The following is a 26,061-nucleotide window of genomic DNA, read 5'->3' on the forward strand; positions in this document are numbered from 1 at the left end:
CGGCGGCCCATTAGGCTTGGGGCCCACAGGTTGTCAGCAGAACCGGAGCAGCTCAGATGCGCGTGTACGTGCCCACCACCCTGGACGGTCTGGCTGCGGCGCACCCCGGGGGCGTGCTGGACGACCGGGTCGCGTACGCGGTGACGGCGGCGCTGCGGGAGTGGTACGTCAGCGAGGACGTGGAGGAGCTGGAGTACGCGGCGCTCGGCCGGGCCGCCGAGGCGTCGCTGCGGCTGCTCGCCGCCGACCCGGCTGCGCCGCGGCGGCGGGTGGTGGTGGCGATGGACGTCGCGGACTCCGGGGTGGTGCCGTTCGCGGGGGACGAGTACCAGGACCAGGCGTCGCTGGGGCGGGTGCAGCTGAAGGGGTCGCTGCCGCTGGCCAAGGCGGCGGCGGTGCACGCCGACGTGGCGGACGCCGAGGAGGACGTCGCGGCGGCGGCCGGTGCGATCACGGCGGCGGACAAGGGTGACGCGGACGCGCAGTTCACCGTGGACGGGGCGGAGGACCACGAGCTGCTGTGGTTCGCGACCCAGGAGATCCCGGGGTTGCTGGCCTGATGTCGCACATAGTCTGGGACTGGAACGGCACGCTGCTGCACGATATGGGTGCGGTGGTCGAGGCCAGCAACGCGGCGTTCGCGACGATCGGCGTCCCGCCGATCACGCTGGAGACGTACCGCGAGCTGTACTGCTTCCCGATACCGAAGTTCTACGAGCTGCTGCTCGGCCGTCAGCCGAGCGCGCGGGAGTGGGCGGTGCTGGACGAGGCCTTCCAGGACCGGTACGCGGAGCTGAGCCCCGGGTGCGGGCTGACCTCCGGGGTGGTCGAGCTGCTGGCGGGGTGGGGTGCGGCGGGGCGCAGCCAGTCGCTGCTGTCGATGCACGAGCACGAGCGGCTGCTGCCGCAGGTGCGGGAGCGCGGCATCGAGGAGCACTTCCTGCGGGTGGACGGCCGTACCGGGCCCTCGGACGGGACGGGCAAGACCGGCTGGCTGCTGCGGCACCTGGCGGCGCTGGGCCCGGGGGTGGACGTGCGGCGCACGGTGCTGATCGGGGACGCGGCGGACGACGCCGAGGCGGCGTTGAACGCCGGGGCGCACGCCGTGCTGTACACCGGCGGTTCGCACACCCGGGCGAAGCTGGAGCCGCTGGGGGTGCCGGTGGTGGACACGCTGGCGGAGGCCGTGGCGCTGGCGGAGCGGATCGTGGCGTGAGCCACACCGGCTGAGGGCGTGTCGGCAGGGGCGAACGGGCTGCGGGACCGTCAATGTGGATTGACGACAGCCACGTGCGGACGGAGAGCCTGATGCCCATCGACGCTGTGACCCAGGTGCCTGTGCCGGCCAACGAGCCGGTGCGCGGCTACGCCCCCGGGAGCCCGGAGCGGGCGGGGCTGGAGCGCAGGCTGGACGAGATGGCGGCGGAGCAGATCCCGCTGCCGATGACGATCGGCGGGGAGCAGCGGTTCGGCGCCGGCGAGCGGGTCGACGTCGTCCAGCCGCACCACCACGCCGCGAAGCTGGGGGTGCTCGGCAACGCGACCCGGGAGGACGCCAGGCTCGCGGTGGACGCGGCGCTGGCGGCGGGGCCCGAGTGGCGGGCGCTCTCCTTCGACGATCGGGCGGCCGTCTTCCTGCGGGCGGCGGAGCTGCTGGCCGGGCCGTGGCGGGAGACGGTCGCGGCGGCGACCATGCTCGGGCAGTCGAAGACGGTGCAGCAGGCCGAGATCGACTCCTCGTGCGAGCTGGTCGACTTCTGGCGGTTCAACGTGCACTTCGCGCGGCAGTTGCTGGCCGAGCAGCCGGACTCCTCGCCGGGGGTGTGGAACCGCTCCGACCACCGGCCACTGGAGGGTTTCGTCTGTGCGGTGACGCCGTTCAACTTCACCGCGATCGCGGGGAACCTGCCGACGGCCCCGGCGCTGCTGGGCAACACGGTGGTGTGGAAGCCCGCGCCGACGCAGACGCTGTCGGCGTACTACCTGATGCGGCTGCTGGAGGCGGCCGGGCTGCCGCCCGGGGTGATCAACATGGTGACGGGTGACGGGCGGCAGCTCTCCCAGGTGGCGCTGGCCGACCCTGCGCTGGCGGGCCTGCACTTCACCGGCTCGACGGCCGTCTTCCAGGAGCTGTGGAAGGGCATCGGCGCGAATCTGGGCTCGTACCGGACGTACCCGAGGATCGTCGGGGAGACGGGCGGCAAGGACTTCCTGGTCGCGCACCGCTCGGCGGACCCGGAGACGCTGAAGACCGCGCTGATCCGGGGCGCGTTCGAGTACCAGGGGCAGAAGTGCTCGGCGCTGTCGCGGGCGTACCTGCCGCGCAGCCTCTGGCAGCGGATCAAGGACGAGCTGATCGCCGAGGTCGACGCGCTGACCGTCGGCGACGTCACCGACCTGAGCAACTTCATGGGCGCGCTGATCGACCGGCGGGCCTTCGAGAAGAACCGGGCGGCGATCGAGCGGGCCAAGCAGGACCCGGCGGTGGAGCTGGTCGCGGGCGGCCAGTACGACGACGCGATCGGGTACTTCGTCCGCCCGACGGTGCTGGTCTCCACGGACCAGCGCAACGAGATCTTCCAGACCGAGTACTTCGGGCCGATCCTGGGCGTCCACGTGTACGAGGACTCGCGCTGGGAGGACGCGCTGGACCGGGTGGACGCGGCCTCGCCGTACGGGCTGACCGGCGCGGTCTTCGCGCAGGACCGGTACGCGATCGCGCAGGCGGTGGAGCGGCTGCGGTTCGCGGCGGGCAACTTCTACGTCAACGATAAGCCGACGGGTGCGGTGGTCGGGCAGCAGCCGTTCGGCGGCGGGCGCGGCTCCGGGACGAACGACAAGGCGGGTGCGGCGCAGAACCTCCAGCGCTGGGTGTCGACGCGTTCGATCAAGGAGACCTTCGTGCCGCCGACCGGCCACCGTTACCCGCACATGAACTGATCGTCGGGCAAATGTGATCCCGATCTGACAGAGGCTGACAAGCTTTTCGAACGGATTGGACAAGGTGTCCAAGGCGAACGGATCTTCCTGCGGGTTTGTGCCTCCCTGTCCCCTGACACCTTCGTTTCATCCGGTTAGGCTGACTGGCGTCGTCGGGTTGGCTCCGCAGGGCAAAAGCCTTCATGTACCCGGTCGGGAGTCGTTTCATGCGTGCCATGAGCGGTTTTCGCCAGGATCGTGAGGGAGGATTGCGGCAGACCCGGCGGTGATCACCCACCACCACCGAGTCACGCAACGGCGCGCGACAGGAGCCAAGAAGTCATGCAGACCAAGCTGGACGCAGCCAAGGCAGACCTGCTCACGAAGGCAGCGGCAGCCGCTGAGAACAGCCAGGTGGGGGGAGCGGCGCCGGGGGAGGGTCTGAGCAACGGTGCTCTGACCGCGTACCTGCACCACTACTACCTCCACACCGCGCCCGAGGACCTGGTCGACCGCGACCCGGTCGACGTCTACGGCGCGGCGGCCTCCCACTACCGGCTGGGCCTCAAGCGCCCCCAGGGCACCGCCGAGGTCCGGGTGCACACCCCGACCGTCGAGGAGAACGGCTGGTCCTGCGGCCACACCGTGGTCGAGGTCGTCACCGACGACATGCCCTTCCTGGTCGACTCGGTCACCAACGAGCTGACCCGCCAGGACCGCGGCATCCACGTCGTCATCCACCCCCAGCTGGCCGTCCGCCGTGACATCACCGGCAAGCTGCTGGAGATCATGGACGTCGACGCCTGCTCGCGCAGCCAGGCCGCCGGCACCGAGTGGCCCGCCGACGCCGTCGTCGAGTCCTGGATGCACATCGAGATCGACCGCGAGACCGACCGCGAGGACCTGCGCGCCATCGAGACCGGCCTGCGCCGTGTCCTGGGCGACGTCCGCGAGGTCGTCGAGGACTGGACGAAGATGCGCGACTCCGCGCTGCGTCTGGCCGACGAGCTGGCCGAGCAACCCCCCGCGCACCTGGCCGAGCAGGAGGTCGGCGAGGCCTGGGAGCTGATGCGCTGGCTCGCCGACGACCACTTCACCTTCCTCGGCTACCGCGAGTACGACCTCGCCGAGCACCTGGGCGAGGAGGTGCTGCGGGCCGTCCCCGGCACCGGCCTCGGCGTGCTGCGCTCCGACCCGCTCAGCCACGACACCGACCACCACCCCGTCAGCGAGGCCTTCGGCCGCCTGAGCGCCCCCGTCCGGGCCAAGGCGCACGAGAAGAAGCTGCTCGTCCTGACGAAGGCCAACTCCCGTGCCACCGTGCACCGCCCGTCGTACCTGGACTACGTCGGCGTGAAGAAGTTCGACGCGGCCGGCAACGTCGTCGGCGAGCGCCGCTTCCTCGGCCTGTTCTCCTCCGCCGCGTACACCGAGTCGGTCTCCCGCATCCCGGTCGTGCGCCGCAAGGTGCAGGAGGTGCTGGACACCTCGGGCTTCTCCAGCGAGAGCCACGACGGCCGCGACCTGCTCCAGATCCTGGAGACCTTCCCCCGGGACGAGATCTTCCAGACCCCGGCGGACGAGCTGCTCGCCATCGCGACCAGCGTGCTCTACCTCCAGGAGCGCCGCCGGCTGCGGCTCTTCCTGCGCCAGGACGAGTACGGGCGCTACTTCTCCGCGCTCGTCTACCTGCCCCGCGACCGGTACAACACCCGGGTGCGCGAGCGGCTCACCGACATCCTCAAGAACGAGCTCAACGGCGACGCCGTCGACTACACCATCTACTCCACCGAGTCGGTGCTGACGCGTCTGCACTTCGTCGTGCGGGTCGCCAAGGGCAGCGAGCTGACGCAGCTCACCGAGGCCGAGATCGAGCAGATCGAGGCCAAGCTGGCCGAGGCCGCCCGGTTCTGGATGGACAACTTCCACGACCAGCTGCACGTCGAGCTGGGCGAGGAGCTGGCCGCCGAGCTCGGCCGCAAGTACGCCAACGCCTTCCCCGACGGCTACCGCGCCGACTTCCCGGCCCGCGCGGCCGTCGCCGACGTCAAGCAGATCGAGTCGCTGAGCGGCACGGGCGACTTCCGCCTGAACCTCTACCAGCCGGTCGGCGCCGGGGACGACGAGCGGCGCTTCAAGATCTACCGCGTCGGCGGCCCGATCTCGCTCACCGAGGTCCTGCCCGTCCTCCAGCGCCTGGGCGTCGAGGTGCTCGACGAGCACCCGTACGCGCTCACCCGCGCCGACCACACCACCGCCTGGGTCTACGACTTCGGCCTCAAGCTGCGCGAGGCCACCGGCCTCACCGACGAGGCCCGCGAGCGCTTCCAGGAGACCTTCGCGGCGACCTGGCAGGGCCGGGCCGAGAACGACGGCTTCAACGAGCTCGTCCTGACCGCCGGGCTGAACTGGCGTCAGGCCGTGGTGCTGCGCGCCTACGCCAAGTACCTCCGCCAGGCCGGGAGCACCTTCTCCCAGGACTACATGGAGGACGCGCTCCGCAACAACGCCCACACCACCCGCCTGCTGGTCAACCTCTTCGAGGCCCGGCTGAGCCCCAGCCACCAGCAGGGCTCCCAGGAGCTCACCGAGGGCATCCTGGAGGAGCTGGCCGGCGCCCTCGACGAGGTCGTCTCGCTGGACGAGGACCGCATCCTGCGCTCCTTCCTGCACCTCATCAAGGCCACCCTGCGGACCAACTTCTTCCAGCACGCCGAGAACGGCGCCTGGCACTCCTACGTGTCGATGAAGTTCGACCCGCAGGCCATCCCGGACCTGCCCGCGCCGCGCCCGGCCTTCGAGATCTGGGTCTACTCGCCCCAGGTCGAGGGCGTGCACCTGCGCTTCGGCAAGGTCGCCCGAGGCGGCCTGCGCTGGTCCGACCGCCGCGAGGACTTCCGCACCGAGATCCTCGGCCTGGTCAAGGCCCAGATGGTCAAGAACACCGTCATCGTGCCCGTCGGCGCCAAGGGCGGCTTCGTCGCCAAGCAGCTGCCGGACCCGTCGGTCGACCGCGACGCCTGGCTCGCCGAGGGCATCGCCTCGTACAAGACCTTCATCTCGGCGCTGCTCGACATCACCGACAACCTGGTCGCCGGCGACGTCGTGCACCCCGTGGACGTCGTCCGCCACGACGAGGACGACACCTACCTCGTCGTCGCCGCCGACAAGGGCACCGCGACCTTCTCCGACATCGCCAACGGCGTCGCGGAGTCGTACGGCTTCTGGCTCGGCGACGCGTTCGCCTCCGGCGGCTCGGCGGGCTACGACCACAAGGGCATGGGCATCACCGCCCGCGGCGCCTGGGAGTCCGTCAAGCGCAACTTCCGCGAGCTGGGCGTCGACACCCAGACCGAGGACTTCCAGGTCGTCGGCATCGGTGACATGTCCGGTGACGTCTTCGGCAACGGCATGCTGCTCAGCGAGCACATCCGCCTGGTCGCCGCCTTCGACCACCGGCACATCTTCCTCGACCCGAACCCGGACGCGGCTCCCTCCTACGCCGAGCGCCGCCGCCTCTTCGACCTGCCGCGCAGCTCCTGGGACGACTACGACAAGTCGCTGATCTCCGCCGGTGGCGGAGTCTTCCCGCGCAGCGCCAAGTCGATCCAGCTGACCTCGCAGGTCCGGGCCGCACTCGGCATCCAGGAGACCCGGCTCACCCCGGCCGAGCTGATGAAGGCCATCCTCCAGGCGCCCGTCGACCTGTTCTGGAACGGCGGCATCGGCACCTACGTCAAGGCCTCCACCGAGACCAACGCCGAGGTCGGCGACAAGGCCAACGACGCGATCCGCGTCAACGGCACCGACGTCCGCGCCCGTGTCATCGGCGAGGGCGGCAACCTCGGCTGCACCCAGCTCGGCCGGATCGAGTACGCCGCGCTCGGCGGCCCGCAGGCCCCCGACGGTTCGAGCCGTGGCGGCTGGATTAACACCGACGCCATCGACAACTCGGCCGGCGTGGACACCTCGGACCACGAGGTCAACATCAAGATCCTGCTCAACCAGGTCGTCGCCGACGGCGACATGACGGTCAAGCAGCGCAACACGCTGCTCGCCGAGATGACCGACGAGGTCGGCCACCTGGTGCTGCGCAACAACTACGCGCAGAACGTCGTGCTCGCCAACGCCGTCGCCCAGGCCGCCAGCATGGTCGACGTGCACGCCCGCATGATCAACCGCCTGGAGGCGGCCGGCCAGCTCGACCGGGCCCTGGAGTTCCTGCCCGCCGACAAGCTGATCCGCGAGCGCCAGCAGGCCGGGCGCGGGCTCTCCCAGCCCGAGCTGTCGGTGCTGCTCGCCTACACCAAGATCACGCTGGCCGAGGAGCTGCTCGCCACCGAGCTGCCCGACGACCCGTTCTTCCGCACCACCCTGCACGAGTACTTCCCGACCGCCCTGCGCAGCCGCTTCGCCGACGCGATCGACAAGCACCCGCTGCGCCGGGAGATCATCACCACGCTGATCGTCAACGACACGATCAACCGCGGTGGCTGCACCTTCGCCTTCCGCCTCCGCGAGGAGACCGGCGCGACGTACGAGGAGATCGCCCGCACCCACACGGCGGCGCGCGCGGTCTTCGGCCTGGAGCAGATCTGGGGCGAGGTCGGGGACCTGGACAACCAGGTCCCCGCGCAGACCCAGACCACGATGCGCCTGCACTCCCGCCGCCTGGTCGAGCGCTCCACCCGCTGGATGCTCAACAACCGGCGCCAGCCGCTCGACATCGCGGGCACCATCGAGTTCTTCCACGACCGCGCCAACCAGGTCTGGGGCAGCCTGCCCAAGCCGCTGCGCGGCGAGGACCTCACCTGGTTCGAGTCGGTCTACCAGGAGCTCGCCGAGGCCGGCGTGCCGGACGTCCTGGCCACCAGGATCGCCGGACTCTCCTCCGCCTTCCCGACCCTGGACATCACGGAGGTCGCCGACCGCTCCGGCAGCGACGTCACCGAGGTCGCCGACCTCTACTACGACCTCGCCGACCGCCTGCAGATCACCCACCTGCTGGACCGGATCATCGAGCTGCCGCGCACCGACCGGTGGTCCTCGATGGCCCGCGCGGCCATCCGCGAGGACCTCTTCGCCGCCCACGCGGCGCTGACGGCCGACATCCTCAGCTGCGGCACCGACGGTGCCGCGCCCGAGGAGCGGTACGCCGCCTGGTCCGAGCTCAACTCGACCCTGCTGAGCCGGGCCAAGACCACGCTCGACGACATAAGGGGTTCGGACAACTACGAGCTGTCCAGCCTCTCCGTCGCCATGCGGGTGATCCGCACGCTGCTGCGCAAGGGCTGATCCGGCGCAGTAGCCGGACCGGACAGGGGCGCGAGGACTTCCTCGCGCCCCTGTCGTGCTTCATGTGGTGTGTGTCACAGGGAACCCGGGGGGCTCTGCGGACAGGTAGGGGCGTGGACTTGTCACTACGGGCCAGGCTCAGAGCCGGGGACCAGAGCGCGTTCGGGGAGATCTTCGATGAGTACGCGGCAGCCCTGCACGGCTACGCCACCCGGACCCTCGGGGACCGGACGGCCGCCGAGGACGTCGTCTCGCTGACCTTCCTGGAGGCCTGGCGACTGCGCGGCAAGCTCCACGAGGAGGGCGAGGACGTCCGCCCCTGGCTCTTCGGCATCACCACCAACGTGCTGCGCAACACCACCCGGGCCGGCCGCCGCCACCAGGCCGCGATGGCCCGGCTGCCGCTGCGCGAGGCCGTACCCGACTTCGCCGAGGAACTCGTCGGGCGGCTCGACGACGGCGCACAGCTCGACGCCGCCCGGCGGGCGATGGCCGGGCTGCGGCGCGGCGAACGCTCGGTCTTCCAGCTCTGCGTCCTGGCCGGGCTGGACTACGCGGCCGCCGCCGAGGCGCTCGGGGTGCCGGTCGGCACCGTCCGATCCCGGCTCTCCCGTGCACGGGCCCGGCTGCGGGTGCTCGCCGCCGCCGAGACGGAACTCGCCGGTGGCAGCGGACAGGTACGGGGTGACCGCATCGGTGCGGTCCGGTCCGTACGGGGGGAGAACCGATGAACGACACGCCCTCGACCCTGTCCGCCGACCGCCACCGGCTGCTGAGGGAGCACCTGATGGACGAGCTCGCCCGGGAGACGGCGGCCAGGCCCCGCCGCCGGTACCGGTGGCTGCTCGCCCCGCCGCTGACCGCCGTACTCGCGCTCGCCCTGGCCCTGCTGGTGCCCGGCACCGGCGACCACGGCACCCCCGCCCCCGCCGTGGCGCCCAGCACCGCCCGCAGCGCCGGCCGCAGCGCGGTGCCGTGGCCGGACACGGCCGCCCAGGTGGCGAGGACCCAGCCCGCCCCGGCGGTGAAGGACAGTCAGTACGAGTGGGTCAGGTCCGCCGAGGTCATCGACGGACAGCGGCGGCACCGGACGGTCTGGGTCGCGGCGGACGGCAAGCGGGACGGCCTGATCGAGGCGCCCGAGCAGTTCGGCACGGCCGCCGACCCGCTCGGCCGCATCGGCCTGAGCTGTGGGCGCCCCACCCCGGACAGCCCGCCGGACCTCCTCTGCCCGAGCTACCGCTACCTCGCGGCGCTGCCGACTGATCCGCAGCAACTGCTGCAGACCGTCCGCGCCCAACGGAACGGTCGGGGTACTGACGCCGACAGCACGGCCTTCCTGGACATCGTCAACCTGCTCCAGGGGCAGCAGCTCACCCCGGCCGTCCGCGCCGCGCTCTACCAGGCGGCAGCCCTCGTCCCGGGCACCGAGCTGCTGGACGACGCCGCCGATCTCACCGGGCGCCACGGCTTCGGCCTGTCCCGGCAGGGCCCCGACCGGGAGACGACCGTCGTGGTCGACCGGGCCGGCTTCGATCTGCTCGGCGTCCGCACCACCCTGACCATGGACGGCACGGCGCACGTGGACGAGCAGGCAGTCCTCGGGCGGGGCCTGTCCGACCGGCCAGGCACCTGAGACTCCGGGTGGGCGCGGCCACGGGGGTGCCGCGCCCACCCGGTCAAGACTGCACGCGACCGGCTACTGGGCCGCTGCGCGTTGGAGGGCGCTGGCCAGGAGGGCGAGGTCGGTGGGGCCGTTGCCCAGCTCGCGGACGGGGCGGCGGGTGGGGGGTTCGCCGAGTTGGGTGCGGTCGACGGCGACGACGGTGGGGCGGAGGGTGGCGGTGCGGGGGATGCGGCCGCTGACCCGGGCGGTCTGGAAGGCCGTGACGCCGCCGTCGGGGCGGCGGAGGTAGCCACGGCCGGGGGTGTCGGCGGCCACTGCGGCGGCGTCCGAGAGGTGGATCAGCAGGTCGGAGTCGGCCGGGTCGGCCGTCCGCAGGGCGATCCGCAGCAGGGCGGCGTCGTCCAGCTCGCCGCCGGCCGTCTCCTCGGGCGTCGAGGTGGTGGCGACCAGGTGCATGCCGAGCCGCCCGCCGCGCTGGGCGATGGCCGTCAGGGCGCGGGCCAGCGGGCGCCCGGCCGGGGAGGTGGGGGAGAGCAGTGCGTCGTAGTCGTCGACCACGACGACCAGGCGGGCGGGCGCGGTGCTCCGGGCCTCCGGGGCCCGCCGGGGGCCGGCCAGGCGCGGGGCGGTGCTGCCGCCGCCCGCCGCCACCAGGGAGGGGGCGGGGCTGCGGAGGGCGTTGGCGGACTGCCAGGCCGTGAAGTCGAGCTCACCGAGCAGGGCCTCACGGTGCGTCAGCTCGTCCAGCAGGGCCTCTGCGGTGACTATCGCCCGGCGTGGGTCGGACGCCGCGTCGAGGTGGTCGGTGACGTGCGGGAGTTCGGTGCAGCCGTGCAGGCCGGAGGTGTCGTCCGGGCTGCCGGAGCCACGGCCCTCGATGATGCTGATGCCGAGCCGCTCGGGGCGTTCGGAGACGGCGAGCGAGGCGATCAGGGTGCGCAGCAGCTCGGTCTTGCCCGCGCCCTTGGCGCCGCCGACCAGCAGGTGCGGGCCGCCGGCCTCGCCGGAGGTGGTGAGGTCCGGGTCCGCGAGGTCGATGGTGCAGAGGTCGTCGCGGGTGGTGCCGATCAGGGCGGTCGCGGTGCCGGGGGTGACGGGCAGGGCGGCCCAGCGGGCGGAGAGCTTGGCGGGGGTGACGCTGTCGAGGTGCAGCAGGTCGAGCAGCCGCAGGGCCTCGGGCAGGGGGCCCCGGGTGGTGGGGGCGGCCTCGCGCAGCGGCGCCAGGACGCGGGCGAGCCGCTCGGCCCAGGCGGCGGAGACGGCGTCGAGGGCGACGTCCTCGACCAGTTCGCGCCCCTCGGCGGTGGGTCGGTCGACGGTGAGCTGGGTGGCGACCTCGCCGGTGATCAGAGCCGTCGCGCCGAGCCCGGTGGGCAGCTCCTCGGGGTGGTCGGCGAGACAGATCGGGTGGACGCCGAGGGCCGGGCCCTGCCGGAGCAGCAGCTCCAGGGCGCGGCGGGCGGCGGGTGAGCCCGGGTCGCCGTCCACCAGCACGACGGTGGCGGGCGGGCGGGCGGCGGGCTCCAGCGAGGCGAGTTCGGTCAGCCGGGCCTCGGCCTGGGCGGGGTCGAAGCCGACCAGCAGTCGGCAGTCCTGGCCGTGCGCGGGGAGCAGGTGCGGCAGCCAGAGGGCCCAGGACCAGTCCGCCGCGCGGCTCTCGTCGGCGCTGACCAGGACGAGGCCGAGGGCGCTCGGCGGGTGCAGCGCGGCGAGCTGGGCGAGGGCGGCGCGGGCCAACCCGGCCAGCCGCTCGCGCGGGCCGGCCAGCCCGAGGCTGCCCGCGCTGCGCAGGCCGACGGTGACGGGGACGGCGGGCAGCATCGTGCCGGGCGCGGTGCCCGCGCCGCCGGGGAGGTCGGCGGTGCCCAGGCGCACGGTCAGCGTGTCGGGGTGGGCCGGGCCGCGCTCCCAGAGCCGGGGGCCGGGGCCGAGGGCGGTGAGCAGCAGGGCGGCCGGGTCGGGCCAGCGCTCGCGGCGGGCGACGGCCTGCCGGGTGCGGGCGCCGGCGTGCGCCTGGGCGGCGCTGGGCCCGGCGGGCTCGGGGCGGGTGCGGCGCAGCGAGAGCAGGCCGCGGGTGCGGCCGGCGGCGGGTGCGGCCGTGGGCTCGGGCGGCGGGGCGGGGAGGGTGAGCAGCGGCCGGGCGGGGGGCGCGGGGGCGAGCTGGAGGTGGCCGTGGCCGTCGGGGGCGGCGGCCCGGGGCGCCCCTGAGGTGTCCCCGGTTTCGGGCCGGGCGATCATCAGGGTGGTCTCGCCGGCGCGCAGCAGCCCGCCGTCGGGCAGCTCGGCGGGCTCGGTGCGCAGCAGGCGGCCGTCGAGGGTGGTGCCGTTGGTGGAGCCGAGGTCGCGGACGGTGACCTTGCCGTCGGTGCCGAGGTGCAGGGCGAGGTGCAGCCGGGAGACGTCCGGGTCGTCGAGCGGTACGTCGGCCTCGCTGGAGCGGCCGATCCGGATCTGCTCGCCGTGCAGCCGGTGCACGCCGCCCGCGTCCGGCCCGCCGACGACGCGCAGCTCGGTGGTGGCGGGCAGCGGGGTGTCGTCGGTGTCCGGGTCGGGCTCGTTCAGGGAGAGCACGGCGCCGTCGAGCAGCGGGGGGTGCCCGAGCAGGGCCTGCTCGTCGAGCCGCCGGGCCCCGGCGTACAGGTGCACATGGGTGGCGGAGCGTGGGCCGCGTACGCCCACTGCGCCTGCGAGCGCCCCCGCGACGGTGCCGAGTGTGGTGCCGACGGGTGCGGTGACCAGCACGTCGGTGGCCGATCCGGCGGCGGCCGGACCGCTGCGCGGTCGGAGGACGGTCAGCCGGATCTGCATCGCCCGTGGTCCCTTCTTCGTACCAGGCTCTGACCCGCCGGTGTGGTGCTCCATCCTGCCACCCGGGACCGACCGCCCGCGCCCGGTACCGGATTTGACGATCTTGCGATGATCGACATGGTGGAGCGGACGGCCAGTCAGGTCAAGACCGACCCGTAGGGGCGACCCCGGAGGGGTTGTCCGGGTGCTCGCCGTCGCACCTCGGATTCGCCGCCGTACGCGGTTACAGTTGCGGAAACACGGGCCCGGCAGCCCGACGGCAACAGGAGTTCACAGGTGCGGCCAGTCGGCAGCAAGTATCTGCTCGAGGAGACCCTCGGGCGCGGTGCCACCGGCACCGTCTGGCGTGCGCAGGTGCGCGCAGACATCGCCGTGCCCGGGATCGAGCCGGGCCGCCCGGTGGCGATCAAGATACTGCGCGAGGAGCTGGCGGCCGACCCGGACGTCGTGATGCGCTTCCTGCGCGAGCGGTCGGTGCTGCTGCGGCTCAACCACCCGAACATCGTCCGGGTCCGTGACCTGGTGGTCGAGGGCGAGCTGCTGGCCCTGGTGATGGACCTCGTCGAGGGCCCCGACCTCTTCCGCTACCTGCGCTCCAACGGCCCGCTCTCGCCGATCGCCGGTGCCCTGCTGATGGCCCAGATCGCCGACGCGCTCGCCGCCAGCCACGCCGACGGCATCGTGCACCGCGATCTCAAGCCGGCCAACGTGCTGCTCGCCACCACCGAGCTGGACGGCGCCGAGCAGATGCACCCGATGCTCACCGACTTCGGCATCGCCCGCCTCGCCGACTCCCCGGGCATCACCCGCACCCACGAGTTCGTCGGCACCCCGGCGTACGTCGCGCCGGAGTCCGCCGACGGCCGCCCGCAGACCTCCGCCGTGGACGTCTACGGCGCCGGGATCATGCTGTACGAGCTGGTCACCGGCCGCCCGCCGTTCCAGGGCGACAGCCCGATCGCGGTGCTGCACGCCCACCTCGCGCAGGAGCCGGAGCGCCCGCGCACCATGCCCGAGCCGCTCTGGACGGTGATCGAGCGCTGCCTGCGCAAGAGCCCGGACGAGCGCCCGAGTGCCGTCTCGCTGGCCCACGGCCTGCGGGTGGTCGCGGCGGGCATCGGCGTGCACGCCTCGCCCTCGGCGGTGGACGCGGCGCTCGCCGTCGGCGCCCTGCTGCTGCCCGACCCGCGGCCCGCCGCGGCGACCGCAGCGGCGGCGACCCCGGTCGCGCAGGCCTGGTCCGACCCGACGCAGGTGCTGCCCACCGGCGCCGCCGCCTACGACCCGTCCGCGGCGACCCAGATGATGGGCACGGGCACCGGCACCGGCACCGGCACCGGGGAGGACCGCACCCAGCTGCTCGGCTCCCAGCCGCCGCCGCTGCCCGAGGCGGACCGGACACGGATGATGCCGCCGATCCCCGCCGCCCCGACCGCCGCCCCGACAGCCGCGCCGACGGCCGAGTCGCCGCACCCGTGGCAGACCCAGCTGCGGGCCGCCCGGGACCGCAACCAGCAGACCGAGATCTTCGACCCGCAGGCGTTCGCCGCCCCGCAGGTCGCCCCGCAGCCGTACCAGCAGCAGCGGCCCCCGAAGTACCAGCCGCCGCAGCCGTACCAGCAGCCCGCGCCGCAGCCGTACGGCCGCCAGCAGGGGCATCAGCAGGGCCACCAGCAGGGCGGGCCGCAGGGCCAGCCGTACGGTGGCCAGCGGCCTCCGCAGGCCCCGCCGCAGCACCAGCAGCAGCAGCGCCCGCCGTACGGCCAGCCGCAGCAGCAGGCCCAGCAGGGCGGCTACCAGCAGCCGTACGCCGCCGCCGCGCCCGTGCGGCGTCCGGAGCCGGCGCCGCAGCGCCGGGCCGAGCCGCCGGTGCCGCAGTACCGGGAGCCCAAGGGCCGGGAGCCGGAGGCGCCGCCGCGTGAGCGGGAGAGCCGCGAGCCGCGCCGCCGCAGCCGCAACGGGATGTACATCCCCGGCCTCGGCTGCCTCAAGGGCTGTCTGATGGTGCTGCTGATCCTGGCCGTCGCCGCTGTCGCGCTGTGGAACTTCACGTCACTGCCGCAGTACTGGGAGCAGGTCCAGGAGTGGTTCCACACCGGCATGGACTGGGTGCACAAGATCGGCGGCTAGTGGGCGGGAGGAGTGCCGGCCGACAGTGATCGCGACAGTGATCTTGTTGCTTTGTCGACACTTCACGATTTTTCCCGCCTTTCCAGGCCTGCCGGAAGCCCTTCGGCGGCCCCTGGAGGGCTTCCGGGCGCGTAGGTTGGTCGCTGACGCACCGACCTACCGAGCGCACCTGACCGTCCGTGCGCTCCCGCCGCCTACGGAGCACCAGCATTGGCACGCAAGATCGGCAGCCGGTACACCGTCCACCAGGTGATCGGCCGGGGTTCGGCCGGCACCGTGTGGCTCGGTGACGGACCGGACGGGCCAGTGGCGGTCAAGCTGCTGCGCGAGGATCTGGCATCCGATCAGGTGCTCGTCGGCCGCTTCGTCCAGGAGCGGGCCGCCCTCACCAGCCTCGACCACCCCCGGGTGGTCGGCGTCCGCGACATGGTGGTGGACGGCGACGACCTCGCGCTGGTGATGGAGCTCGTCCAGGGCACCGACCTGCGCTCCCGGCTGGAGCGCGAGGGCGTGCTCGCCCCGCAGGCCGCCGTCTCGGTGATCGCCGACGTCGCCGACGGCCTCGCGGCCGCCCACGCGGCCGGGATCGTGCACCGCGACGTCAAGCCCGAGAACGTCATGCTCGACCTGGTCTCCCCGCCCGGCCCCGGCGGCGCCCCGCGCGCCAAGCTCACCGACTTCGGCATCGCCCGCCTCGTCGACGCCCCCCGCCGCACCCGGGCGACCCGCATCATCGGCACCCCCGACTACCTCGCCCCCGAGATCATCGAGGGCCTGGAGCCGCGCGCCGCCGTCGACATCTACGCCCTCGCCACCGTGCTGTACGAGCTGCTCACCGGCTTCACCCCGTTCGGCGGCGGCCACACCGGCGCCGTCCTGCGGCGGCACGTCACCGAGACCATCCCGCCCGTCCCCGGCCTGCCCGACGGCCTCTGGCGGATCATCGCCGAGTGCCTGGCCAAGGCCCCCGCCTCCCGGCTGCGGGCCGCCGAGCTGGCCGAGCGCCTGCGCGAGCAGCTCCCGGCCCTCGCCGGGCTGCCGCCGCTCGCCGTGCCCGCCCAGCACACGGCGCCCGCCGAGGAGACGCTGACCCCCGGCGAGGCCGTCTACGCCGAGATCGACGCGGGCCCCGGCACCCACCGCCGCCGCCGAGGCCCGGCCGTCCCGCTGGTGCCCGCGCCCTCGCCGGACTCCACCCGCGACACCCACACCAGCCTGCGCCGCCCCTCCGCCCAGGAGCTCGCCTCGTACGCCGCCGAGTCGCAGGCCCAGCGCGGAGCGGCCCCGGCCGCCGGGCACCGCAAGGGGCGCCGAGCACTGGTCCGGCGGCGCCGGATGCTCGCCGTGCTGCTCGCGGTGGTGCTGCTGCTGGCCGGAGCGGCGGCGGCGTACGCGGCCTTCGCCGCCGACCGGGGGACGGTCACCCAGGGGCTGGTGCCGACGCCGTCGGCCCGGCAGGCACGGACCTAGGGGCGCGTGCCTGGTGGCCGACCCGTTACGCTGGTGACGTGGCAGCCGTCGATCCTTCCGAAGAGCTCAAGTCCCTCGAAACGACCATGGGGTCGATCGAGGCCGTCCTCGACCTGGACCAGATCCGGGCCGACATCGCGTCCCTGGAAGAGGAGGCAGCCGCCCCGAACCTGTGGGACGACCTCGCCAACGCCCAGAAGGTGACCAGCCGGCTCTCCTTCCTCCAGGGTGAACTCCGTAAGGTCACGGGCCTGCGCGGCCGGGTCGACGACCTCGGCGTGCTGTTCGAGCTGGCCGCCGACGAGGACGACGCCGACACCCTGGCCGAGGCCCTCACCGAGCTGACCTCGGTGCAGAAGGCGGTCGAGGAGCTCGAGGTCCGCACCCTGCTCTCCGGCGAGTACGACTCCCGCGAGGCACTGGTCAACATCCGCGCGGAGGCCGGTGGCGTGGACGCCGCCGACTTCGCCGAGCAGCTGATGCGGATGTACCTCCGCTGGGCCGAGCGCCACAACTACCCGACCGAGGTGCTCGACACCTCGTACGCGGAAGAGGCCGGCATCAAGTCCGCCACCTTCTCCGTGAAGATCCCGTACGCCTACGGCACGCTCTCCGTCGAGCAGGGCACCCACCGCCTGGTGCGGATCTCGCCGTTCGACAACCAGGGCCGCCGCCAGACCTCGTTCGCGGGCGTCGAGGTGCTCCCCGTCGTCGAGGTCAGCGACCACGTCGACATCGACGAGACCGAGCTGCGGATCGACGTCTACCGGGCCTCCGGCCCCGGCGGCCAGGGCGTCAACACCACCGACTCGGCGGTGCGCATCACGCACCTCCCGACCGGTGTCGTGGTCTCCTGCCAGAACGAGCGCTCGCAGATCCAGAACAAGGCGTCCGCGATGAACGTCCTCCAGGCCAAGCTGCTGGAGCGGCGCCGCCAGGAGGAGCGGGCCCTGATGGACTCGCTCAAGGGCGAGGGCAGCTCCTGGGGCAACCAGATGCGGTCCTACGTGCTGGCGCCGTACCAGATGGTCAAGGACCTGCGGACCGACTACGAGGTCGGCAACCCGCAGGGCGTGCTCGACGGCGACATCGACGGCTTCATCGAGGCCGGCATCCGGTGGCGCAAGCAGCAGGAGAAGTAGCAGGACAGGCACGGCAGCGATACGCCGAAGGGCCCCGGGAGACCCCGGGGCCCTTCGGCGCTCTGTTTATGCCAGGACTTGGCGGGCGAGCAGTGCCACGGCCAGCAGTGCCACCAGCAGCGCGAGCAGCGCGGCGGGTGAGAGTGCGGCGAACGGGCCCTGCTGCTCCTGCAGCCGGGCGCGGTTGGCGCGGCACACCGGACAGCGGCCGTCACTCACGCGGCCGTTGCAGTTGGCGCACACCAGATGGTCGCAGGTCATGCGATCTCCTCCTTGCTGCTACTGCCAACGCACCGGGAGGCCCTGTGGTTCCGGGCCCTGCCCTGTGCGGGGTAGCGGCCGCCCCGAACTGTCGCGCTCATCCCTACCACTGTGCCAGGTTCGCGCCGTTCCGGCTCCCGGGCCGGGAAGGTCGACCGCCTGGCGGACGGCGAAACCTCGCCGGGGGCTGTGAAATGGCTCGCATTATTCGGTGGAAACAGGGACATAAGGCATTAATTCTCTGGTATGCGCGGCGGGACGGCCTGCGAGCCCCGCTGTGGTTCGCGTATGGTCCCTGGCTGGAGGAGCGGCAGTCGGCCGCTCCCGCCGTCCGCTCCGGGCCAGGTGCAGGGGCGGTACCGACCGAGGAACGGCGCCGTCCGTCCGGTCCGTCCGGCTCGACGTCACGATCGGGTCACGGGGGGCAGGCCGAGCAGTCCGCCATTCCGCCTAGGATGGCCTCCGTGATGCAGCCGTGATCAGATTCGACAACGTCTCCAAGACCTATCCCAAGCAGAACCGTCCGGCCCTGGACAACGTCTCGCTGGAGATCGAGAAGGGCGAGTTCGTCTTCCTGGTCGGCTCCTCCGGCTCGGGCAAGTCCACCTTCCTGCGCCTGTGCCTGCGCGAGGAGCGGCCGAGCACCGGCGAGGTGCACGTGCTGGGCAAGGACCTGGGCAAGCTGTCCAACTGGAAGGTGCCGCACATGCGCCGCCAGCTGGGCACGGTCTTCCAGGACTTCCGCCTGCTGCCGAACAAGACGGTCGCGCAGAACGTGGCGTTCGCGCTGGAGGTCATCGGCAAGCCGAAGAGCGCCATCAACAAGGTCGTCCCCGAGGTGCTCGACCTGGTCGGCCTCGGCGGCAAGGAAGGCCGGATGCCCGGCGAGCTCTCCGGTGGTGAGCAGCAGCGCGTCGCGATCGCCCGCGCCTTCGTGAACCGCCCGATGCTGCTGATCGCGGACGAGCCGACCGGCAACCTCGACCCGCAGAACTCGGTCGGCATCATGAAGCTGCTCGACCGCATCAACCGCACCGGCACGACCGTCCTGATGGCCACGCACGACCAGGCCATCGTCGACCAGATGCGCAAGCGGGTCATCGAGCTCGACAAGGGGCTGCTGGTCCGCGACCAGGCCCGTGGTGTCTACGGCTACCAGCACTGAGCTGTGCCGCCGGGGACACCCCCGCCTATGTTGCCCACCCGCATTGACCCTGGAGTGAGAAAAGCATGCGCGCCCAATTCGTACTGTCGGAGATCGGCGTCGGCCTACGCCGCAACCTGACCATGACCATCGCGGTCGTGGTCAGTGTGGCGCTCTCGCTCGCCCTCGCCGGCGCCAGCCTCCTCGTCCGGGACCAGGTCAACTCGATGAAGGGTTACTGGTACGACAAGGTCGAGGTGAGCATCTACTTCTGCACCAAGTCCGACCAGAAGGCGTCGGCCCAGTGCAGCGTCGGTGCCGCCACCCAGCAGCAGATCGACGGCGTCAAGACGGCGCTCGACGGCATGCCGCTGGTGCAGAGCGCGACCTTCGAGAGCTCGGCCGACGCGTACAAGCGCTGGAAGGACACCAACCCGGACAACCCGCTGCTGGTCGCCGTCGGCGCGGAGGCGATGCCGCAGTCCTGGCGGGTCAAGCTCAACGACCCGACGAAGTACGACGTGATCCAGAGCGCCTTCGCCGGCAAACCGGGGGTGAAGTCGGTCGAGGACCAGCGGAAGATCCTGGAGAACCTCTTCGGCCTGCTCAACGGCCTCCAGACGGCCGCTTTCGTGATCATGGTGCTGATGCTCTTCGTCGCCCTGCTGCTGATCGTGAACACCGTCCGGGTGTCCGCGTTCAGCCGAAGGCGGGAGACCGGGATCATGCGGCTCGTCGGCGCGTCGAACTTCTACGTGCAGATGCCGTTCATCGCCGAGGCCGCCTTCGCGGCGCTGCTCGGGGCCGTGCTGGCCTCCGGGCTGCTGCTGGCCGGCCACTACTTCGTGCAGAACTTCCTCGCGCAGCGGGTGCAGTTCATCCAGTTCATCGGCCTCTCGTCGGTGCTCGCGGTGATACCGCTGCTGGTCGTGGTCGGCATGGGAATGGCCGGGATCGCGGCGTTCATCACGCTGCGGAAGTACCTGAAGGTCTAGCCGGGGCCTAGCCGCCGTACGGCTGACAGGGGCGTGGGGAGCTTCCCTACGCCCCTGTTTCGGCTCTCCCGGTGCGCATAAACTCCGTTGCCATGTCAGCCATGCCGCGCCAGGTGCGCCACGGGGCCACGCTCAGCCTGGTCTTCGGGGTGGTGCTGCTGAGCGGTGCGGCCGTGGGGGCGTGGGGGGAGCCCCGGGCGGTGTCGCGGGCCGTCTCGCAGGACGCCGCGCCCGCCCGTGACCTCGCGGGGGCGGATCTCTCGCCCGAGCAGGCCGAGCGGTTGGTCGGGCAGAGCGGTGACCCGTGGGCCGCGTACTACTCGCCGCAGGAGTACGCCGACTTCCTGCGCGGCCGGTACCTCGGGGTGGGGCTCTCGGTCGGGCGGGCGCAGGACGGCAGCACGGCCGTGTCGCAGGTCCGTCCGGCGGGGCCGGCCGCCGTGGCCGGGGTCCAGGTCGGCGACCGGCTGCTGCACATCGACGGTGTCCGCGCCGACCGGCTGCCGGTCACCGAGGTGGTGGCCCGGCTGCGCGGCGGGCCGACGGAAGGCCGGGCCGGCTCCACCGTCTCGCTGGCGGTGCAGCGCCGCGACGGCCCCGTCCGCGAGGTGGTGCTGCGGCGGACGGTGCTGGAGGCCCAGGAGGTCACGGTGGCCCACCCGGCGCCGGGGGTGGTCCGGATCGGCGTGCTGGCGTTCACCGACGGGGTCGCCGCACAGGTCCGGGCGGCGGCGCGCGGCGCCCGCGCGGTCGTGCTCGACCTGCGCGGCAGCGCGGGCGGCCTGGTCGAGGAGGCCGCGGCGACGGCCTCGGTCTTCCTGGACGGCGGCCCCGTCGGCAGCTACGAGGCCCGGGGCGAGCGCCGCGAGCTGACGGCGGCCCCGGGCGGCGACACCGCCGTGCCGCTGGTGGTGCTGGTCGACGGCGGGACGATGAGCGCCGCCGAGCTGCTCGCGGGCGCGCTCCAGGACCGCTGCCGTGCGGTGCTGGTGGGGGCGCGGACCTTCGGCAAGGGCACCGTCCAGCAGCCGAGCACGCTCGCCGACGGCTCGGTGCTGGAGCTGACCGTCGGCCGCTACCGGACGCCGGCCGGCCGCACCCCCGACGGCGCCGGGCTGACCCCGGACGTCCCGGCCCAGGACCCGGGGCGGGCCGAGGAGCTGGCGCTGCGGGTGCTGGCCGGGCTCGGGACGCGGGGCGGGCCGCGCGGGTAATAGGGCTGCCGAGGGCCGTGCCGAGGTGCGAGAATGATCGGCGCTATGGCAAAGGAAACCGGAAAGAAGCTGATCGCGCAGAACAAGAAGGCGCGACACGAGTACACCATCCTCGACACCTACGAATGCGGTCTGGTGCTCACCGGCACCGAGGTGAAGTCACTGCGCGAGGGCCGGGCCAACCTGGTCGACGGCTACGCGTACGTCCAGGGCCACGAGGCCTGGATCGACAACGTCTTCATCCCGGAGTACACCCAGGGCACCTGGACCAACCACTCGGCGCGGCGCAAGCGCAAGCTCCTGCTGCACAAGCTGGAGATCCGGAAGCTGGAGGCGAAGACCAAGGAGACGGGCCACACGCTGGTGCCGCTCTCGCTCTATTTCAAGGACGGCAAGGTCAAACTGGAGCTGGCTCTCGCCGTCGGCAAGAAGTTGTACGACAAGCGCCAGACGCTGCGCGAGCAGCAGGACACCCGGGAGACGGCCCGCGCGGTCGCGGCGGCTCGCCGCCGCCAGAGCTGACCTGACAAATGAGGTGGACCCTCGGTGCTCGCAGCGCGTACCATGGCGTCAGCAACACCGGGCCGGGAGACCAGCCCGGGTGATGTTTCTCAAAAAAACATGGGGATGATCGGTTTCGACAGGGGAAGTCGAAACAGGAGAAGCGAGCCGAGGAAGGCGACAATGATCTCGTTAACCACCTGTCGCAAAAAAATAATCGCCAACACCAAGCGCGATTCCTTCGCGCTCGCTGCCTAAGCAGCGAGTAGCGTGGTGTCAGCCCGGAGCGTTCCCGATCCGGATCCTGGCATAATCTAGGGAACTCAACCGTCCACCCGGGTTGCGGGGGTGGATGGGAAATCAAACAGCAACTGGGCCTGTTGGCGGCTTGTCCGCGTGACTGCCAGGGCCGAGAAAAACACAGCGGACTGCGCTCGGAGAAGTCCTGAATCCACTCCACTGGACCCGGGTTCGATTCCCGGCATCTCCACCACCCCATGTTTACAACGAGAGCCGCCCTCCACCAGGAGGGCGGCTCTCGTGCGTGTACGGCACCTCCGCAGCCCCCGTGGGTGAGAGGACGGTACCGCGCGTGCCACCGAACGCCGCGGCACCGGGACCTTCGCCACCCACCGCCGCCCGGAAGGGCGCCGGCCGGAAGACACAGGGGAGTGTAATGCGCAGAGGCAGCATTCAGCAGTGGCACCCGGAGGACGTCGAATTCTGGGAACGCACGGGAAAGGCCACCGCCCACCGCAATCTGTGGTTATCGATATTCTCCGAGCACATCGGCTTCTCCATCTGGAGCCTCTGGTCGGTGATGGTGCTCTTCATGGGCAAGGACTACCACGTCGACCCGGCGGGGAAGTTCTTCCTGGTCGCGATGCCGACACTGGTCGGATCGTTCGTCCGAATCCCCTACACCTTCGCCGTGGCACGCTTCGGCGGGCGGACCTGGACGGTCGTCTCCGCCGTCCTGCTGCTGGCGCCCACCCTGGCCGCCGCCGTGGTGATGCACCCCGGCACCTCGTACGGGACGTTCCTGGCGGTCGCGGCGCTCACCGGGCTCGGCGGCGGTAACTTCGCCTCCTCGATGACCAACATCAACGCCTTCTTCCCGATGCGCCGCAAGGGCTGGGCGCTCGGGCTCAACGCGGGCGGCGGCAACGTCGGGGTGCCGGTCATCCAGCTCGTCGCGCTCGCCGTGATCAGCTGGGCCGGGGCCGGGCATCCCCGGCTGGTGCTGGCCGTCTACCTGCCGCTGATCGTCGTCGCGGCGGTCTGCGCGGCGCTCTTCATGGACAACCTGGCCGTGACCAGGAACGACACCGGGGCCTTCAAGGAGATCCTCCGGGAGCGGCACACCTGGCTGATGTCCGCGCTCTACGTCGGCACCTTCGGCTCGTTCATCGGCTTCTCCTTCGCCTTCGGGCTGGTGCTGCAGAACCAGTTCGGCCGCACCCCGCTGCAGGCCGCCCAGCTGACCTTCATCGGCCCGCTGCTCGGCTCGCTGATCCGGCCCGTCGGCGGCAGGCTCGCCGACCGCCTCGGCGGCGCCCGGATCACCTTCTGGAACTTCGGGGCGATGGCGGCGGCCGCCGCACTCGTGACGTACGCCTCGTCCACCCGCTCGCTGCCGGTCTTCCTGGTCGGCTTCGTCGGGCTCTTCGTCTTCGCCGGGCTGGGCAACGGCTCCACCTACAAGATGATCCCCGGCATCTTCGACGCCAAGGCGCAGGACCGGATCGCGGCCGGCAGCACTGCCGAGCAGGCCGCCGCCTGGTCGCGCCGGATGACCGGCGCGGCGATCGGCGTGATCGGCGCCGTCGGGGCGCTCGGCGGGCTGCTGATCAACCTGGCCTTCCGGGAGTCGTTCCTCACCGCCCACAGCGGCACCCCGGCCTTCGTCTCCTTCCTCGCCGCGTACGCCCTCTGCGCCGCCCTCACCTGGGCGGTCTACCTGCGGCGCCCGGTGGCCACCCTGACGGCCGAGGCCGTCCCCGCCCGGGTCTGACCGGCCCGGACGCCTCCGCACCGGGGCGCGGCGCCCCGCCGCGCCCCGGTACCGGTTGCCCGGAGAGGTTCCCTGGGGCGTAGGATCATCTGTCCGCTCTTTCACCCCAGGGGGCTCTTTGGGCGCGCACGGCTCAGCCCAGCACCTCACCGCCGTAACGACCGAGGCCATGCACAGCACAGACACCATCAGCAGCAAGCCCGACCCCCTGGACGCCGACACCGTCCGCGACCGCGAGATCGCGGGGGAGCAGCGTCATCTGGACGTCGTCTACCACCGCCTGGAGGAGAAGCTCGCCGAGGCGGAGTACATCCTCGAGGACGCGGTCAAGAAGGTGCAGGTCGGCACGCCCGGCGCGCTCGCCGAGCGCGACGCCCAGGTCTACCGCGCCGGTGCGCACCTGCACCGGCTCAACAGCGAGTTCGAGGACTTCCTGTTCGGGCGGATAGACCTCCAGCAGGCCGACGCTCCCGAGGAGCACGGCATCCCCTCCAACACCCCGCTGGACCCGGCCGACCCCACCGTCGCCGAGACCCTGCACATCGGCCGCCTCGGCGTGCTGGACGCCGAGTTCGGCCCGCTGGTCATCGACTGGCGGGCGCCCGCCGCCGCGCCCTTCTACCGGGCCACCCCGCTGGAGCCCGGCCGGGTGATGCGCCGACGGGTGATCCGCTCCAAGGGCCGCAAGGTGATCGGCGTCGAGGACGACCTGCTGCGCCCCGACCTCGCCCCGACCCTGGACGGCACCGAGCTGGCCGTGGTCGGCGACGGTGCGCTGATGGCCTCCCTCGGGCGGGCCCGCAGCCACTCGATGCGCGACATCGTCTCCTCCATCCAGAAGGAGCAGGACGAGGTCATCCGCGCCCCCGCCGCCGGGGCGACGCTCGTCACCGGCGGCCCCGGCACCGGCAAGACCGCCGTCGCGCTGCACCGGGCCGCCTTCCTGCTCTACCAGGACCGCCGCCGCTACGCGGGCGGCATCCTGGTGGTCAGCCCGACGGCCCTGCTCGTCTCGTACACCGAGGGCGTGCTGCCCTCGCTCGGCGAGGAGGGCCAGGTCGCCATCCGCGCCGTCGGCAGCCTCGTCGCGGGCATCGAGGCGGGCCGCTACGACACGCCGGACACCGCGCACATCAAGGGCTCCGGCCGGATGGTGCAGCTGATGCGCCGGGCCGCCCGGGGCGCCCTGGAGCTGGACGCGCCGCAGGAGCTGCGGGTGTTCGCCCGCGGCGAGGCGCTGCGGCTGGACGCCACCCGGCTGAAGGCCGTGCGGGGCAACGTGATCGGCAGCGGCGGCACTCCGCTCAACCTGCTGCGCCCGCGCGCCCGGCGCCTGCTGCTGGACGCGCTCTGGTCGGAGCTGGTGCGGCACCTGCCGAAGCCGACCGACCACTACGGGCGCGAGCAGCGCCAGGAGGAGAAGGAGAGCTTCGACGAGTACGTCTCGGACGAGGCCGTCTTCCTGGACTTCCTGGACGCCTGGTGGCCGGCGCTCACCCCGCGCAAGGTGCTGGCGATGCTGAAGCAGAGCCGGCACACCAACCGGGTCGCCCGCCGCGCCGTCACCCCCGAGGAGGCCAAGAAGCTGGCGGCCTCCTGGCGGCACCTGAGCGACCGGGGCGAGGGCGCCCTGTCGGCGCACGACGTGGCGCTGATCGACGAGCTCCAGCTGCTGCTGGGCGAGCCGGCCCGGCCGAAGGTGCGGGAGGTCGACGCGGTCGACCTGCTGAGCGGTCTGGAGGAGGTCACCACGTACTCGGACCGGATGTCCCGTCAGCGCGAGCGCGGGCCCGTCGAGCGCACGGAGTACGCGCACGTGATCGTGGACGAGGCGCAGGACCTCACCCCGATGCAGTGGCGGATGATCGGCCGCCGGGCCCGGATGGCGACCTGGACGATCGTCGGCGACCCGGCCCAGAGCTCCTGGCCGTACCCGCAGGAGGCGCAGTCCGCGCTGGACGAGATGCTCTCCGGCAAGCCCCGGCGCCGTCACACCCTGACGGTGAACTACCGCAACCCGGCCGAGATCGCCGAGGTGGCGTCGAAGGTGCTGGCGCTGGCCGCACCCGGCACCCCCTCGCCGAGGGCCGTCCGCTCCACCGGCATCGAGCCGAGGTTCGCGGCGGTCGTCTCACCCGAACCGGCCGCGTTCGGCGAGGCCTGCCGGGCGGAGCTGACCCACCTGCTGGCCGAGGTGGACGGCACCGTCGCGGTGGTCGTGCCGATGGACCGCCGCGCCGAGGCCGAGGGCTGGATCGCCGGCCTGGGCGAGCGGGTGGTAGCGCTGGGCAGCCTGGAGGCCAAGGGCCTGGAGTACGACGCGACGGTCGTCGCCGACCCGACCGGCATCGCGGGCGAGTCCGAGGCGGGCCTGCGCGTCCTGTACGTCGCGCTGACCCGGGCCACCCAGCGGCTCACCGTCCTCTCCGGCCCGGACGACCTGCCGGACGCGGACGGTGTACCGGCGCTGCTGCGCGGCTGAAGGGCGTACACATGACGAAGGCCCCCACCGCTTGGTGGGGGCCTTCGCCTTACGTTGAT

Annotated in this window: 17 protein-coding genes and 1 other RNA gene; 16 read left to right on the forward strand and 2 right to left on the reverse strand. The window is 72.4% G+C overall.

Going from position 1 to position 26,061, the window contains the following annotated elements; translation table 11 throughout:
• Nucleotides 1-56 precede the first annotated feature (56 nt).
• From ACR68M_RS22200 to ACR68M_RS22225, 6 genes are all read left to right on the forward strand, one after another.
• Nucleotides 57-560: a DUF6912 family protein gene (locus tag ACR68M_RS22200; protein WP_441245855.1), complete on the forward strand. Its 504-nt coding sequence runs from the start codon at nucleotides 57-59 to the stop codon at nucleotides 558-560.
• The gene (locus ACR68M_RS22205; RefSeq protein ID WP_441245856.1) at nucleotides 560-1,216 is read left to right on the forward strand and encodes an HAD family hydrolase; all 657 of its coding nucleotides are present in this window, start codon (nucleotides 560-562) and stop codon (nucleotides 1,214-1,216) included. Before ACR68M_RS22200 ends, ACR68M_RS22205 begins: the two co-directional genes overlap by 1 nt.
• Before the next feature lie 98 nt (nucleotides 1,217-1,314).
• Entirely contained in the window at nucleotides 1,315-2,940 is a 1,626-nt protein-coding gene (pruA, locus tag ACR68M_RS22210) for an L-glutamate gamma-semialdehyde dehydrogenase (RefSeq protein ID WP_441251682.1), read from the forward strand.
• A gap of 321 nt (nucleotides 2,941-3,261) precedes the next feature.
• A complete protein-coding gene (locus ACR68M_RS22215) occupies nucleotides 3,262-8,214 on the forward strand; it encodes an NAD-glutamate dehydrogenase (protein ID WP_441245857.1) in 4,953 nt (1,650 codons plus the stop codon).
• Between the two features lie 113 nt (nucleotides 8,215-8,327).
• Entirely contained in the window at nucleotides 8,328-8,945 is a 618-nt protein-coding gene (locus tag ACR68M_RS22220; protein ID WP_441245858.1) for an RNA polymerase sigma factor, read from the forward strand.
• Nucleotides 8,942-9,850: a CU044_5270 family protein gene (locus ACR68M_RS22225; protein ID WP_441245859.1), complete on the forward strand. Its 909-nt coding sequence runs from the start codon at nucleotides 8,942-8,944 to the stop codon at nucleotides 9,848-9,850. Before ACR68M_RS22220 ends, ACR68M_RS22225 begins: the two co-directional genes overlap by 4 nt.
• A gap of 63 nt (nucleotides 9,851-9,913) precedes the next feature.
• On the opposite strand, the gene ACR68M_RS22230 is transcribed toward ACR68M_RS22225, so the two are convergent.
• Nucleotides 9,914-12,649 (reverse strand): FHA domain-containing protein, encoded by a 2,736-nt coding sequence (locus tag ACR68M_RS22230; RefSeq protein ID WP_441245860.1) that lies wholly within the window; start codon nucleotides 12,647-12,649, stop codon nucleotides 9,914-9,916.
• Between the two features lie 276 nt (nucleotides 12,650-12,925).
• Here ACR68M_RS22230 and ACR68M_RS22235 point away from each other — a divergent pair, with 276 nt between their 5' ends.
• The 3 genes from ACR68M_RS22235 (at nucleotide 12,926) to prfB (ending at nucleotide 17,391) form a co-directional block, all read left to right on the forward strand.
• The gene (locus tag ACR68M_RS22235) at nucleotides 12,926-14,779 is read left to right on the forward strand and encodes a serine/threonine-protein kinase (protein ID WP_441245861.1); all 1,854 of its coding nucleotides are present in this window, start codon (nucleotides 12,926-12,928) and stop codon (nucleotides 14,777-14,779) included.
• 210 nt (nucleotides 14,780-14,989) lie between these two features.
• Nucleotides 14,990-16,249 (forward strand): serine/threonine-protein kinase, encoded by a 1,260-nt coding sequence (locus ACR68M_RS22240; RefSeq protein ID WP_441245862.1) that lies wholly within the window; start codon nucleotides 14,990-14,992, stop codon nucleotides 16,247-16,249.
• 38 nt (nucleotides 16,250-16,287) lie between these two features.
• Nucleotides 16,288-17,391: a peptide chain release factor 2 gene (prfB, locus tag ACR68M_RS22245; RefSeq protein ID WP_441245863.1), complete on the forward strand. Its 1,104-nt coding sequence runs from the start codon at nucleotides 16,288-16,290 to the stop codon at nucleotides 17,389-17,391.
• A gap of 66 nt (nucleotides 17,392-17,457) precedes the next feature.
• Here the strand turns inward: prfB and ACR68M_RS22250 are convergent, their stop codons facing one another.
• Nucleotides 17,458-17,652: a hypothetical protein gene (locus tag ACR68M_RS22250; protein ID WP_441245864.1), complete on the reverse strand. Its 195-nt coding sequence runs from the start codon at nucleotides 17,650-17,652 to the stop codon at nucleotides 17,458-17,460.
• A gap of 475 nt (nucleotides 17,653-18,127) precedes the next feature.
• On the opposite strand from ACR68M_RS22250, the gene ftsE reads away from it, so the two are divergent.
• The 7 genes from ftsE to ACR68M_RS22285 all read left to right on the forward strand — a co-directional run bounded on the left by ftsE (nucleotide 18,128) and on the right by ACR68M_RS22285 (nucleotide 26,002).
• The gene (ftsE, locus tag ACR68M_RS22255; RefSeq protein WP_441245865.1) at nucleotides 18,128-18,817 is read left to right on the forward strand and encodes a cell division ATP-binding protein FtsE; all 690 of its coding nucleotides are present in this window, start codon (nucleotides 18,128-18,130) and stop codon (nucleotides 18,815-18,817) included.
• A 65-nt stretch (nucleotides 18,818-18,882) separates the two neighbouring features.
• Nucleotides 18,883-19,791, forward strand: coding sequence for a permease-like cell division protein FtsX (gene ftsX / locus ACR68M_RS22260; protein WP_441245866.1), 909 nt, complete (start codon nucleotides 18,883-18,885; stop codon nucleotides 19,789-19,791).
• 92 nt (nucleotides 19,792-19,883) lie between these two features.
• The gene (locus tag ACR68M_RS22265; protein WP_441245867.1) at nucleotides 19,884-21,005 is read left to right on the forward strand and encodes a S41 family peptidase; all 1,122 of its coding nucleotides are present in this window, start codon (nucleotides 19,884-19,886) and stop codon (nucleotides 21,003-21,005) included.
• 45 nt (nucleotides 21,006-21,050) lie between these two features.
• The gene (gene smpB, locus ACR68M_RS22270; protein ID WP_441245868.1) at nucleotides 21,051-21,527 is read left to right on the forward strand and encodes an SsrA-binding protein SmpB; all 477 of its coding nucleotides are present in this window, start codon (nucleotides 21,051-21,053) and stop codon (nucleotides 21,525-21,527) included.
• A 101-nt stretch (nucleotides 21,528-21,628) separates the two neighbouring features.
• Nucleotides 21,629-21,999: a transfer-messenger RNA gene (ssrA, locus tag ACR68M_RS22275) on the forward strand.
• A gap of 183 nt (nucleotides 22,000-22,182) precedes the next feature.
• Nucleotides 22,183-23,520, forward strand: coding sequence for a nitrate/nitrite transporter (locus ACR68M_RS22280; RefSeq protein ID WP_441245869.1), 1,338 nt, complete (start codon nucleotides 22,183-22,185; stop codon nucleotides 23,518-23,520).
• Between the two features lie 169 nt (nucleotides 23,521-23,689).
• Nucleotides 23,690-26,002: a HelD family protein gene (locus ACR68M_RS22285; RefSeq protein ID WP_441245870.1), complete on the forward strand. Its 2,313-nt coding sequence runs from the start codon at nucleotides 23,690-23,692 to the stop codon at nucleotides 26,000-26,002.
• Nucleotides 26,003-26,061: the final 59 nt, after the last annotated feature.

Origin of the sequence: Kitasatospora sp. McL0602 (assembly GCF_052076145.1) — a bacterium.
In the GTDB taxonomy this organism is placed as follows: Bacteria; Actinomycetota; Actinomycetes; order Streptomycetales; family Streptomycetaceae; genus Kitasatospora.

What these genes read in the sequence shown, in the direction of transcription:
- ACR68M_RS22285 (WP_441245870.1), top strand. Translation starts at nt 23,690, where the DNA reads ATGCACAGCACAGACACCATCAGCAGCAAGCCCGACCCCCTGGACGCC.
- ACR68M_RS22215 (WP_441245857.1), top strand. Translation starts at nt 3,262, where the DNA reads ATGCAGACCAAGCTGGACGCAGCCAAGGCAGACCTGCTCACGAAGGCA.
- ACR68M_RS22230 (WP_441245860.1), bottom strand. Translation starts at nt 12,649, where the DNA reads ATGCAGATCCGGCTGACCGTCCTCCGACCGCGCAGCGGTCCGGCCGCC.
- ACR68M_RS22280 (WP_441245869.1), top strand. Translation starts at nt 22,183, where the DNA reads ATGCGCAGAGGCAGCATTCAGCAGTGGCACCCGGAGGACGTCGAATTC.
- ACR68M_RS22265 (WP_441245867.1), top strand. Translation starts at nt 19,884, where the DNA reads ATGTCAGCCATGCCGCGCCAGGTGCGCCACGGGGCCACGCTCAGCCTG.
- ftsX (WP_441245866.1), top strand. Translation starts at nt 18,883, where the DNA reads ATGCGCGCCCAATTCGTACTGTCGGAGATCGGCGTCGGCCTACGCCGC.
- ACR68M_RS22205 (WP_441245856.1), top strand. Translation starts at nt 560, where the DNA reads ATGTCGCACATAGTCTGGGACTGGAACGGCACGCTGCTGCACGATATG.
- ACR68M_RS22200 (WP_441245855.1), top strand. Translation starts at nt 57, where the DNA reads ATGCGCGTGTACGTGCCCACCACCCTGGACGGTCTGGCTGCGGCGCAC.
- ACR68M_RS22250 (WP_441245864.1), bottom strand. Translation starts at nt 17,652, where the DNA reads ATGACCTGCGACCATCTGGTGTGCGCCAACTGCAACGGCCGCGTGAGT.
- smpB (WP_441245868.1), top strand. Translation starts at nt 21,051, where the DNA reads ATGGCAAAGGAAACCGGAAAGAAGCTGATCGCGCAGAACAAGAAGGCG.
- ACR68M_RS22225 (WP_441245859.1), top strand. Translation starts at nt 8,942, where the DNA reads ATGAACGACACGCCCTCGACCCTGTCCGCCGACCGCCACCGGCTGCTG.